At 63.9% G+C, this 12,808-nt stretch carries 9 protein-coding genes; 6 read left to right on the top strand and 3 right to left on the bottom strand.

Translation table 11 applies throughout. From position 1 onward, the window contains the following. Positions 1-68: 68 nt before the first annotated feature. Both priA and metK read right to left on the bottom strand, forming a co-directional pair. Positions 69-2,432 (bottom strand): replication restart helicase PriA, encoded by a 2,364-nt coding sequence (gene priA / locus C2L71_RS03085; protein WP_103264329.1) that lies wholly within the window; start codon positions 2,430-2,432, stop codon positions 69-71. Between the two features lie 118 nt (positions 2,433-2,550). Beyond that, positions 2,551-3,816, bottom strand: a complete 1,266-nt coding sequence (metK, locus tag C2L71_RS03080; RefSeq protein ID WP_103264328.1) for a methionine adenosyltransferase — start codon at positions 3,814-3,816, stop codon at positions 2,551-2,553. A 274-nt stretch (positions 3,817-4,090) separates the two neighbouring features. On the opposite strand from metK, the gene C2L71_RS03070 reads away from it, so the two are divergent. From C2L71_RS03070 to C2L71_RS03035, 6 genes are all read left to right on the top strand, one after another. After that, on the top strand, positions 4,091-5,461 hold the full coding sequence (locus C2L71_RS03070; protein WP_103264326.1) for an ATP-grasp domain-containing protein: 1,371 nt from the start codon (positions 4,091-4,093) through the stop codon (positions 5,459-5,461). Between the two features lie 95 nt (positions 5,462-5,556). Beyond that, on the top strand, positions 5,557-6,342 hold the full coding sequence (locus C2L71_RS03065; protein ID WP_103264325.1) for a lipoprotein intramolecular transacylase Lit: 786 nt from the start codon (positions 5,557-5,559) through the stop codon (positions 6,340-6,342). Between the two features lie 468 nt (positions 6,343-6,810). Further along, complete coding sequence (gene gltX, locus C2L71_RS03055) at positions 6,811-8,358, top strand: glutamate--tRNA ligase (RefSeq protein ID WP_103264324.1); 1,548 nt, start codon at positions 6,811-6,813, stop codon at positions 8,356-8,358. Continuing rightward, positions 8,351-9,487 (top strand): 4Fe-4S binding protein, encoded by a 1,137-nt coding sequence (locus tag C2L71_RS03050; protein WP_239926273.1) that lies wholly within the window; start codon positions 8,351-8,353, stop codon positions 9,485-9,487. Before gltX ends, C2L71_RS03050 begins: the two co-directional genes overlap by 8 nt. 633 nt (positions 9,488-10,120) lie before the next feature. Further along, on the top strand, positions 10,121-10,810 hold the full coding sequence (locus C2L71_RS03040) for a hypothetical protein (RefSeq protein WP_129588466.1): 690 nt from the start codon (positions 10,121-10,123) through the stop codon (positions 10,808-10,810). A gap of 163 nt (positions 10,811-10,973) precedes the next feature. Next, entirely contained in the window at positions 10,974-11,375 is a 402-nt protein-coding gene (locus C2L71_RS03035; protein ID WP_103264321.1) for a PaaI family thioesterase, read from the top strand. Positions 11,376-11,475: 100 nt separating this feature from the next. Here C2L71_RS03035 and C2L71_RS03030 read toward each other — a convergent pair whose 3' ends face one another. Then, a complete protein-coding gene (locus C2L71_RS03030) occupies positions 11,476-12,807 on the bottom strand; it encodes an MATE family efflux transporter (RefSeq protein ID WP_239926271.1) in 1,332 nt (443 codons plus the stop codon). Position 12,808: the final 1 nt, after the last annotated feature.

The following is a 12,808-nucleotide window of genomic DNA, read 5'->3' as shown; positions in this document are numbered from 1 at the left end:
GGCGTCCCATGAGATGCCGGCACAGCTTCCAAGCCGCGACATGCAGCAAGTTCATAGGCGCAGCCGTCTCACAGCAGATCGTCCGGATCAATATCCACCGCAACGTTCACGTCGCGCTCGGGTTTGCGCTTCCGAAAGAACGGCAGCAGCGCTCGCGAAAGATCGTCTTCGACCGGACACTTCACCACAATATGCCAGCGATAGGTTCCCCGAAGCTTCGCGAGCACGCACGGCGTCGCAGGCAGCACGCTCCATCCATCGCCCCCAAAATCGCGCACCGCGCTTGCAAGGCCATCATGCAACGAACATGCGGCGAGGCGTACGGAAGGCTCGTCTTTGCCCCACACAAGCACATTGGCCATGCGCACGTAGGGAGGATATCCCATAAGCCGACGCTTCGGCAGCTCGTCGCGCAGAAACAGCGCGCGGTCGTAGCGAGCGGCGGCGCGGATGGGGGCCGCGTCGGCCTCGTAGGTCTGCACGAGCACCCGTCCCGGCAGCTCGGCGCGCCCAGCCCGACCCGCTACCTGTTCGATCAGGTCGAACGTGCGCTCGGCAGCACGATAGTCGGGCAGCTTCAATATGGTGTCGGCGTTGACGACGCCCACGAGCGTCACATCTTCGAAGTCGAGCCCCTTCGCGATCATCTGCGTACCGAGGAGCACGGCGGCATCCGCGGCGGCAAACTCTTCGAGCAGCCGTTGATGCGCGCCCTTGCCGCTCGTAGTGTCGGCATCCATGCGAACGATCGGCACGCCTGAGTCCGTTCCGAACATACCGTCGAGCAGCACCCGCAGCTCCGCTTCGACGCGCTGGGTGCCGGCACCGAACTTCTTCAGGTAAGGGCTGCCGCACTCGGGGCAGACGGACGGCGCCACCTCGCGATAACCGCAATGATGGCAGATGAGGAAGTTGCCGCGCTCATGGAACGTGAGCGAAGTCGAACACGAGGGGCACTCCGGCACAAACCCGCATTCCCGGCACAGCAGAAAACTCGCAAAACCGCGCTGATTGAGCAGGAGCACTGCCTTGTGCCCGACGCCAAGCTCCTCGGCAAGCGCGCAGACGAGCGCGTGCGAGAACATCGAACGCGAGCCGCCGCCGAACTCCTTGGCCATGTCCACCACCTGTATGGCGGGCAAAGGACGCCCGTTGGCTCGCTCGGGCAGCACGACATGATGCCAGGCGGGGTCCTGAGAACAGGCATAGAGCGCCTCGATGGAAGGCGTGGCCGAACCGAGCACCACGGCCGCACCGGAGCGGCGGGCCATCCACACGGCCACGTCGCGCGCGTGGTAGCGTGGGGCGCTGTCCTGCTTGTAGGAGCCCTCATGCTCTTCGTCGATAACTATGAGGCCCACGTCGCGCAAAGGCGTAAACAGCGCCGAGCGCGCGCCCACCACCACACGCGCTGCTCCCGAGCGAATGAAGTCCCACTGGTCGAAGCGCTCACCGGCGCTCATGCGCGAGTGCATAACGGCCACGGTGTCGCCGAAGCGCCCGCGAAAGCGCGCCACTGTTTGCGGCGTGAGCGATATCTCCGGCACGAGCACGCATGCCGTGTGCCCTGCAGCGAGTGCTGCCTCGATGGCCTGAAGATATACCTCGGTCTTGCCCGAGCCGGTGACGCCGTCGACGAGCACCACCTCCCCCGTCTCGCGTGCACGCGCTGCGTCGATAGCCGCAAGCGCTTCGGCCTGGCCCTCCGTAAGCGGCGGCTTGCGGCTGGGAATGAAGGACGGCCCCGCAGGTTGGGCCGATTCCGCACCGTCGGCCGGTTCCGGCGGCCGGCGGGCCGGCGGAACCGCGAAGCCCCGCATCCTCCGGCGGCGCTCGATGCGAACGACGCCCTTGCCCTCCAGCGTCTTGAGAGCGACCGACACCGCGCCGAATTCTGCAACGAGCTCCGCCACGCGCAGCTCGCCCGCGCGCAGCGCCGCCACGATGGAAGCCTGCTTGACGGCGTTCTTGCGGGGCTCGAACCCATCGAATGCCGGACCCGGCACCACCCAGCGGTCGTCCACCTCGCCGACGGCCGGTTCCTCGAGCCGCCAGTAGCCCGCGTTCGCGCGCACCATGCGCGGCACGCCTCCAGGCGGCGTGAACAGGCGCACGCACGATGAAAGTGGCGCAAGATAGCGCTCCGAAAGCCACTGCGCGCAGGCGGCGCCCTCCTCATCGAAGTACGGGCGACTCACCGCGCGCGCGATGGGCTTAATCTTCGACGGATCGAGGCCGTCCGGCCATTCCTCCGCGATACGCTCCTCGATACCGATGACGAAGCCGACGGCCTGTCTATGCCCGAACGGCACGACAACGGCACAACCAACCTCGATAGGCTGGTCTCCGCCTGCGTCGTCTGGCACGGCATAGGTATAAGGCGCGTCCAGCGCCTGCGTGGGTATGTCCAGGATGATCGATGCGAGTTTCATGGCCTTAAGTATAGCGCACACCCGTGCGGACCCGGCCCGACCGAGCCCTCTGTCGCAAGAAATCCCCGCGCTCCTGCTCGAGCCCGCAGGCCCGCCTTTTCGCGCGCGGTTTTGGCGCCTACGCCAGACCGCACGCTTTCCGCAGATCGTCGGCCTTATCGGTGCGCTCCCAGGTAAACTCGGGAAGCTCGCGCCCGAAGTGACCGTAGGCGGCGGTCTTGCGATATATCGGGCGGCGCAGGTCCAGCTCGTCGACGATGGCGCCGGGACGCAAATCAAACACGGCCTCGATGGCGGCCATGATGTCAACCTCGGGAACCTCGTTGGTGCCAAAGGTGTCCACCATCACGCTCACGGGTTTCGCCATGCCGATGGCGTAGGCCACCTGCACCTCGCAACGCCGCGCGAGACCGGCTGCAACCACGTTCTTCGCCACCCACCGGGCAGCATAGGCAGCCGAGCGATCCACCTTTGTGCAGTCCTTGCCGCTGAATGCGCCACCCCCGTGACGGCCCATGCCGCCGTAGGTATCGACGATGATCTTGCGACCGGTAAGACCCGCGTCGCCCATGGGGCCGCCGATCACGAAACGGCCCGTGGGATTCACATGAATCTCGGCGTCCTCGGCGAGCGCCACGCCCTCGCGCGCGAGCACCGGGTCGATCACGTTCTCGATTATCTGCGTACGCAGATCATCGTGCGCTATCTCTTCGGAATGCTGCGTGGATACGACCACCTTCTCCACGTGCACGGGGCGTCCGTCCGCATAACGCACCGAAACCTGAGTCTTGCCGTCAGGGCGCAGATGAGGCATGCTGCCGTCTTTGCGCACTTCTGTCAGACGCTCCGCCAGGCGATGGGCCAAATACACCGGCATGGGCATGAGCGTGGGCGTGTCGTCGCACGCGTAGCCGAACATCATGCCCTGGTCGCCCGCGCCGACGCGCTCGTAGGGATCGTCATCGGCCAGGCCGTGCTGAGCCTCCCAGCTCTCATCGACGCCCTGCGCGATGTCGGGACTCTGGTCGTGAATAGCGTTCAGCACGCCGCATGTGTCGCAGTCGAAACCGTATTTCGCACGGTCGTAGCCGATGTCACGCAGCACCTCGCGCACGATGGCCGGCACGTCGACGTACGCCTGCGTGCGTATCTCGCCCGTGACTATGACCATGCCCGTCGTTGCCATGGTCTCGCAGGCGCACCTCACCTGCGCAGGATCGGCCGGCTGTCCGCTCGGAGCGATGTAGCCGGATGCAGCCAACTCGGTCTCCTTCGCCAGAATGGCGTCGAGTATGGCGTCCGAGATCTGGTCGCACACCTTGTCGGGGTGACCTTCGGTCACGGATTCGGACGTGAACAGGTACGAATCATGCAGGTCGTCCATGTGGCTCTATCTCCTCGCAACGTGCAAGGCACACCTCTTCGAGCATGCCCTCGGTTTCGGATCAATGTATCACATTCTCGCCGTCACAGAGGAAAAGATGCATGCCGCTGCGGTTGCTCCGCAGAATATCCCCGCGTACGAAATCGGGCGAAACGGTTTAAGGCTGTTTACCCTTGCATGACGGCGCGGCGTTTCCCGGATGGGCGCATGTGCACGAGTTTTCGGTCATGGTACACTTTTCTACATCATGCCCTGGATGAAAGCAGGATCGCCCATGCCAACCAACGCCGACTACACCCGCGAATACTTCGACATCATGGAATCCCTCGGCGGCGACGTCGAAAGCCGCCGCTCCGCCTACGATTACATGCGGAATTCGACCGCCATCGTCCACCATCAGGTGGTAGCTTCGAGCTTCGTGCCCCGGCTGTTCAACGCCGAAACCTACACCGTGATGAAGAAGACGGCCGAAACCGCCCACGGCATCCTCTGCAAGGTCATCCAGCACTATCTGAACGACCCCGCCTATCGCCGCGCGTTCGACTTCGACCCGCGCCTTGAAGAACTCATCTTGCTGCCGCGGGGCTACGATTCGCTGCTGCCGTTCGCACGCGTGGACACGTTCCTCGACGAGGACGACTACCGCGTGAGATTCTGCGAGTTCAACGGCGACGGGTCGAGCGGGATGAACGAGAACCGCGAGATCACTCTGTCGGTCGCGCGTTCGCGAACCTTCGAGGAGTTCTCGAAGCGCCATCGCGTCGAAGGCTGCGAGCTATTCGAAAGCTGGGTGGATGCGTTTATGGACATCTACGCAACCTACACGCGACGCGTCGACAACCCGCGCATTGCCATCGTCGATTACCTGGAGAACGGCGTGGTGGACGAGTTCCGCCTCTACGCAGAGGCGTTCGAGCGTCGCGGAGTGCCCTGCGCGGTAGCCGACGTACGCGATCTGTCCTTCGACGGCGAGGTTCTGCGCGATAGCTCCGGAGAGCGCATCGATGCGGTATGGCGACGCTGCGTGACGAACGACGTGATCGATCATTGGGACGAGTCTCAGCAGCTCGTTGATGCCGTGCGCGCCGAGTGCGTTGCGCTCATCGGCAGCTTCGCGGGACATATCGTCCACGACAAGCAGATCTTCTCGGTGCTGTTCGACGAACGCACGACCGCCTTCCTCGATGCGGACGAGATATCCTTCATCGAAGAGACGGTGCCCATGACAGCCTTTTTGGACGACGAGCACGTAAACCTGCCGCAGATCCGCGCGAACCGATGCGAATGGATCATCAAGCCGACCGATCATTACGGCGCCGACGAGGTGTACGCTGGCGCCGCTGTGTCGCAGGAGCGTTGGGAGGAGCTCGTCGATCGCTATGCAAACGGCCGAGCCGGCTACCCCTTCATCGTGCAGCGCTACATCGTCCCCTTCAAAACCGAGACGCTGCCGCCCGACACGGGGATCGACAAGCTCCCCGATGACGAAGTGCCATGGGATCCGAAGTCGTACAACAATCTGAACGGCCTGTATCTGTACGACGGCGTCTTTCAGGGCGTGTTCAGCCGTCTGGGGCCCCTGCCTACCATATCGAAGGACATGCAGGGCATGACGGCAGCCACCATCTGGGTGGATGTAGACTGACGAAGCCGCGTCGCCCCTCTTCGCAAACGCATCGCGCGGGGAGGGGCGCAGGTGCCAGCGCGGGGGCGGCCGGCTTCCTGAGAGAGGGGATATGCATGAATACACCGGGCAGCGACGCGCCGTTCGCCGAAGCGCTCAATACCGCGGCCGCCATTGCAGCGGCAGTTTCTCTCGCGATCACGCTCGTCGCAGCAGGATTTGCTGTATGCGCAGCGTTTCCGCAGACCACCGGAACGCTCGCCGGTGCATTCTCGGGCAACGGCAATCCCGACACGCCCTTTTCTCACGACGAACTCGTGCAGGCCGCCGTTGCTACTCGCGATTACACGGTAGGATCGAACGACCGTGACAAGCTATTCTCCACGCTGCATGCAATCAATAGGAGCGCGGGCACGCCCTACGCGGAAGCAAGCCCCGACGAGCTGGCTGCAGCTCCCGAAGAGTACACGTTGCCCGCTGACGCCCTGTCCCACCTCGACGACGTGTACCGCGTCGTCGTCGATGCGCGAATCGCGCTCGTCATCATCGCGCTTCTTGCCGTGGCGGCAAGCGCTCACGTGGCTTACCGCAGAGGTCGTCGCGCTCTCGGCGGAATACTTCTTGCGGCAGGCATCGCGGTAGTCGCAGCGTTCGCATTGCTTGCCGCCTGGGTGGTCACGGACTTCAACGGCTTTTTCGCCGCCTTCCACTCGCTGTTCTTCGCGGATGGAACCTGGACGTTTTCCTATGATTCGCTGCTCATCACCATGTATCCGCCCGAATTCTGGATGGGGATGGGCGCGGTGTGGCTCGCCATCACCTCCGCGTTCTCGCTGACGGCGATCGTCGCAGGCATCCTCCTGCGACGCCCAGGCCGCATGGCGACGATCCGGCACGGATAGCATCCGGAGCCTGAATATATCCAGACTCCAATGAAGCGAATGGCCTTCGTTGGGATCCAGCGGGTTTCCGACGAGGGCGCAGCGCGTTTTCTCCGGGAATCCAGCGCTGCACTCGCGCTGATCCAGCGTGCATCTATCACGGCCCAACATGAAAAATGCATTGTCTTCGAGTCTTGCGCGCATCAAAGCGCCCATCACAATGCACGGAAGTACGCAGCCCCCGGATAGTCGGCTACCCGACGCACCTACAGTCAGCACGCAATCATCCCTCGCAAAGCCCAGCAAGCCCTCTCTCGATAATTTGAATGGGAATGGAAGGGGTCTGGCTTGCGACGACCGCGTTGTTGTCTATACTGGCAATCGTGATCGGCGCGCATCTCCGCTGCGCGCGGCAAGCCCCTCAAACGGGCCTACGCAAGGTCACCGATGACGAAACCACCTCTGACGACGCGAAGGATCATCACTGCCATGACTGGTGAGAATATGGACAAAAACGTACGCGTGCGCTTCGCACCTTCCCCCACCGGCCGCCTCCACGTGGGCGGCGCGCGCACGGCCATCTACAACTGGGCGTTCGCGCGCGCCATGGGCGGCGATTTCATCCTGCGCATCGAGGACACCGACCCCGAGCGCTCGACCGAGGAGAACGTGCAGGTCATCCTCAACGCCATGAAATGGCTGGGGCTCGATTGGGACGAGGGTCCCGAGGTGGGCGGCGACGCCGGCCCGTACTTCCAAACCCAGCGCATGGACACGTACGCAGAGGCACTCGAGCGCATGAAGGAGCGCGGCAGCGTCTACCCCTGCTTCTGCACAAAAGAGGAGCTCGACGCCAAGCGCGCCGCGGCCGAAGCGAACGAGGGAGGCTACGCGGGCTACGACCGCACCTGCCGCGACCTCGACCCCGCCGAGGCGGCCCGCCGAATCGCCGCGGGAGAGCCGCACGTGTGGCGTCTGCGCGTGCCCGAGGACCACGCCGCCATCGAGTTCGACGACGCCGTGTACGGCCACGTCAGCTTCCCGGCCGAGGTGATGGACGACATGATCGTCGTGCGCACCGACGGCTCCCCCACCTACAACTTCGCCGTGGTGTGCGACGACGCGAACATGGGCGTCACGCACGTCATCCGCGGCGACGACCACCTGTCCAACACGCCCCGCCAGATCCTCATCTACGAGGCGCTCGGCTTGCGCGTGCCCACGTTCGCGCACCTGTCGATGATCCTGGGCCCCGACGGCAAGAAGCTGTCGAAGCGCCACGGCGCGGCCTCGGTGGAGGAGTTCTACGAGCGCGGCTACCTGTCCGACGCCATGGTGAACTTCCTGGCGCTTCTGGGCTGGTCGCTTGACGGCGAGACGACGCTCATCGACCGCGCCACCCTGTGCGAGAAATTCGGCCTCAACCGGGTGACGAAGAAGGACGCCGTGTTCGACGAGACGAAGCTCGACTGGATGAACGGCCAGTACATCAAGGCCATGGACGCGGGTGCTTGGGTGCAGGCGTCGATGCCGTGGCTCTTCCGCGCGCATGCGGGTGTCGCGGCCGACGGCGAGCTCGCCGACGAGGCTCGCGACGCGGCGGCGGCCGACCTGGGCGCGCGCCCGGAGTGGTACGCCCAGCTCTACCCGCTCGTGGCCGAGCGCCTCGTGCGCCTCGACGAGATCCCCGCCAAGCTGGCGTTCATGTTCTGGGGGCCCGAGGTGCGCGAGCTCGACGAGAAGAGCGTTAACAAGGTACTGAGGAAGGAAGGCGCGCGCGCCGACGAGGCTTTGCGCGCCTGCCGCGGCGTGCTGGCCGACGAGGGAGTCGCGTGGGAGGCCGAGGCGCTGCAGGAGGCGTGCCGCGCCCGCGGCGAGGAGCTGGAGTTCAAGCCGAAGCTGCTGTTCCAGCCGTTGCGCGTGGCGGTGTGCGGCAACATGGTGTCGCCGCCCCTGTTCGAGAGCATCGAGCTTTTGCCCCGCGAGGACGTCCTCGCCCGCATCGACCAGGTGACAGAAGAGGTGTTCGGTGGCTGACGTGCCTGAAAATGACAAAAACGCACAGGAGTCCGGGGCTGATCCGAAGTTCGAAGATTCCTCAATCCGCAGTTGTGAAGGACAGATCGCCGTACTGCGGGGATTCTGCATGCGCGCCCAGGGCGCCGCATGCTCGCGCTGCGCGCTGGCCTGCCCTGCCGAAGCCATCTCGTTCGAAGACGACGGCCGCCCGTCGATCGATGCCGATGCCTGCACGCGCTGCGGCATCTGTCTGGGGATATGCGATGCATTCGCCTCTCCCCGGATCACGATGGACGATCTGCACGAGCGATTCAAGCGCATCGCCGAGCGAGGCGAGGACGTGGTAGTCACCTGCAAGGAGAACATCTTTCCCGGCCTCGAGCCGGCGGCAAATGTCGTCGTGCTTCCATGCCTGGCAAGCCTCTCTCCCGAATTCTGGACGCTCGTGCTAGCCGAAAACATCCCTGTGAAGTTGGCGGCAGACCTATCATACTGCGCCGACTGCGACCGCGCTGGGGAGATGGGCGAGATGCTGTACACGCATGCCATCGAATCGGCTGAAGCCGCTACGGGGCGCACGGTGGGCTCCCTTGATTCGATTCCCGAGAAGGAAAACCTGCTCAAGGACATGGCGAACCCCGTCGGCGTCGACCGTCGCAGCGCGTTCGAAAACCTGGTCGGCGACGTGGGCGACATCGCATCGGGCAAACGTCGGCTGCGCAATTCCGAAGTTCTGCACGAATTCTTGGAGCGCCGCGAAAAAGCGCGCGCGCAAGCGCGGCTCAACCTGAGCGATGGTATCGACTTCGAGAATTTCGTGCCGCAAGGCCGCACGCGCAAGACGATGTGGCCGCGGCGCAAGATGCTGCTCGAGGCCATCAACTGCGACCCCTCCATAGCAGATCATGCATCCGTAACGGTGTCACGCACTGACTGCGCGCTATGCACGAACCTTCTCGCCTGCGCAGACGCCTGCCCAACCGGCGCGCGTCATCGTGATTCCACGACCGGCCAGCTCGCCTACGACGTACGGTACTGCAGCGGATGCGGACTCTGCGTCGCCGCATGCCCCGAAGGAGCCATCGAGCTCGTTGAGGCAACGGCAGCTGTATTCCTAGACAGCGAAGGCGAAGGCACCTGCAACTGACAGATCCGCCTCGATCGCTCGCACATCGACGCCAGCGAGAGCGCTTCGATGTGCGAGGGACAGGACCGCGCTGCGGTTTCGGCCTGTGCTAAAATGGTCGAAACCGCGAAACGAGGAGCCCTCATGACCGAAGCAGAACGTCCGAATCCAGACGACGGCCGGCGGCCGGCTGCAGACGGCACCCCCGATCATCGAACCGAATCTTTTACAAGCGCAGGCGGCGCTGCAACTCCACCGCCGCCTCCCGTACCGTTTGCGCCGCCTCCGCTTCCGGGCGGAGATCCCGGAACGGCAGGGAGCGCGACTCCCGCTCCTGGGCAGCAGCAGGGCGCCTCCCACCAGCCAGCCGGAATGAGCGCTGCGCCGTCAGCGGGATCGTACCCTCCACCACCTGCAGGGTCCTTCCCGCCGCCTCCTGCCGGCCCGTACGCTCCGCCGTACGGGCAGCAGCCCTATCAGGCCTCCGAATGTGCGCAGCCTCCCTATCCTCCGCACATTCCGAACACCCCGCAGCCGTACCCTGCAGCCCAGCCGCCCCGTAAGAAAGCCTGGCCCTGGGTACTCGGCGGTTGCTTGCTCGCGTTCCTGCTCGGCATTGGCGGATGTGTCGGATGCGTTTCATGCGCCGTCCTCATGTCCGACAACGACACCGCACGCAGCGAGCGCAGCGCCGACGACTACGACCATCGTTACGGTTACGGATACGACGACGGTTACGACGACAGCTCTAGCGGCTCATCGTTCTACACGCTCGAATCCATCAAGGATATCGTCGGCGCGGGCGCGGGGATCGTCGAGGACAACGCCTGCACAGAAGGCGTGTACACGATTGGCACAGACATCGAGCCGGGGCTGTACTTCCTGGAGGGAAGCCAATCGGCCGAAAGCGAGTACTACGTATTCGACGAAGAGGGCTCCGACTCCTACAGTATCGACGACGCCGTCGTGTACTTCGGCAACTACCTCACCGAACTTGACCGTGGCGACGTCATAGCCTTTTTGCCCGGCGACGATTCGCTGCATATGTACCCCGTTGCGAAAGCCGCATTCTCTCCCGAAGCGCCCTACCGAAGCGGCCTGTATCGGGTGGGTACGGACATTCCCGCCGGCACGTACACGATCACCGTCCAAGAGGACGCCGCAGCGCACACCAGCAACGACAGTGGAGCGTTCGTCATGAAGGATCTCGACTTCGATGACGACTCCATCACCGATACGAAGTACGTTATCGCAGGCGGCTCGCAAACCGTGACCGTACAAGACGGCGACTATCTGGAGCTGTTCGCAGCCGTGGCAACACCCGCGGAGCCTGCGACTGCCTAGGCTTTTTCGCCACATCTTCCGACGCCTCGCCCGCCTGCGCGGATACCCTCTCGGCGGCTCACGCCGATCGGATGCAGCCTTGAGCTGTGCGATCGCAGCCGCGCATGTGATCCGTCGCCGAAGCAGCCGCCGTCCCCTTCCCGTCTCACAGAAAGGACACCCTATGCTTTCAGACCATCCCTCTCGCGAAGAGATCGAGGCCGTCTTCCGCAACGACCGATTCGCAACCGACGCAGCGGGCTGCCGTGTCGAAGAAGGATCGAAAGGGCACGCCGTCTGCTCGATGAAGCTCGCCGACGTGCACCGCAACGCCATGCACAACGTGATGGGCGGCGCTATTTTCACGCTCGCCGATTTCGCACTGGCCATCGCCTGCAACCTCGGCGAGAAGCCCACTGTGTCGGTCGAGTCGAGCATCTCGTTTTTGTCGGCTACGAAGGGAACGGAGCTCATCGCCACGGCGACCTGCGACAAATCGGGACGCAACCTCGGGTTTTACACAATCCTCGTCGAAGATGACCTCGGCAAGCAGATAGCCCGCATGACCGCCACCTGCTATCGGTAGCCGCGCCGCAGAAGGCCCCGCTTCGGCTCAACCCCTTTCGGGCGCGAGCGCTCTTCGTATCGCAAGGTGCATCCCGGGCAAAGCAGGTTCGGCTCGCAGCTTACGCATACCCGTAGGGTTTTCGCAGATATACGAGAAAGAACGTCGTCAGCACGAGCGCGCACGCCTCCGCCACGATAATGGCACTCCACACCCCATCGATGCCCCACACAATAGGCAGCAACATGACCGTAGACGTCTCGAACACGAGCGTGCGCATGAAGCTGATAAGCGCCGACACCTTGCCGTTATTGAGCGCCGTGAAGAACGCGGAGCCGTAGATGTTGAACCCACATACCAGAAACGACACAGCATAGATGCGGAACCCGTGCAGCGTCATGGCGGCGAGCTCCGGGTCGTAGCCTACGAACACCCCTACGAGCGGCGCGGCCAAAAACTGCGAGGCTGCGAACATCGCCAATCCCGTTCCGCCCACGAGCGTGAAGCTTTTGCGGAAAAGTCCCTTGAGCTCGCCTGTGTTCCGCGCACCGTAGTGGTAGCTCACGATGGGCCCCGTGCCCATGGCGAATCCGAAGAACACCGCCGTGAAGATGAAGTTCACGTACATGATCACGCCGTAGGCCGCCACGCCGTCCGCGCCGGCCAGGCTCATGAGCTGGAGGTTATACAGCGTGCTCACCACTGACGCCGCCACTTCGGTCATGAGCTCCGACGAGCCGTTCACGCACGTCTTGCCCAATGCCCGGAAGTCGACCTCCGGGCGAGCGAAGCGAAGACGGCTTGTCTTGCTACACGCGAAGAATGCCGTTGAAACCGCCGCGGTCAGGATCTGCCCCGTCGCCGTGGCCAGCGCCGCACCCGCGATGCCCCAGCCGAAAACGCCAATGAACAGGTAGTCCAGCACAATGTTCGTCACGCCGGCTGCCACGACTACCGCAAGTCCCGCCTTCGGCTTCTCGGCCGCTATGAAAAAGCTCTGGAACACGTTCTGAACGATGAAAAACGGCAACGCGCCCAACAGCAGGAAGCCGTACATGAGGCCCTGATCCATAAGCGAGCCCTGCGCGCCAAGAGCGCCGAGCAGTGGCCCGAGCGAGAACGCACCGACGGCGCACAGCGCCACGCCCGTGACGACCGCCGCCACAGCGATGAAGCTGAACAGGCGGTTCGCACGCATGGCATCGCCCTCGCCCATCGTCTTGGCAACGAGGGCCGCGCCGCCGGTACCGAACATGAAGCCCACCGAGCCCAGCGCCATGGCCAGCGGGAACACGAGGTTCACAGCCGCGAGCGCCTCCTTGCCCGCGAAGTTGGACACGAACAGGCCGTCCACCACGCTGTAGATGGACGTGAATATCATCATGGCGATGGACGGCAGCGCGAAGCGCACGAGCCGCCCGTAGGTGAAGTGATCCGATAGCTTGATAGCCATG

Origin of the sequence: Enteroscipio rubneri, assembly GCF_002899715.1 — a bacterium.
Taxonomy (GTDB): domain Bacteria; phylum Actinomycetota; class Coriobacteriia; order Coriobacteriales; family Eggerthellaceae; genus Enteroscipio; species Enteroscipio rubneri.
The sequence above is the reverse complement of the archived record's forward strand: the minus strand, read 5'-3'. Positions and strand labels throughout refer to the sequence as shown.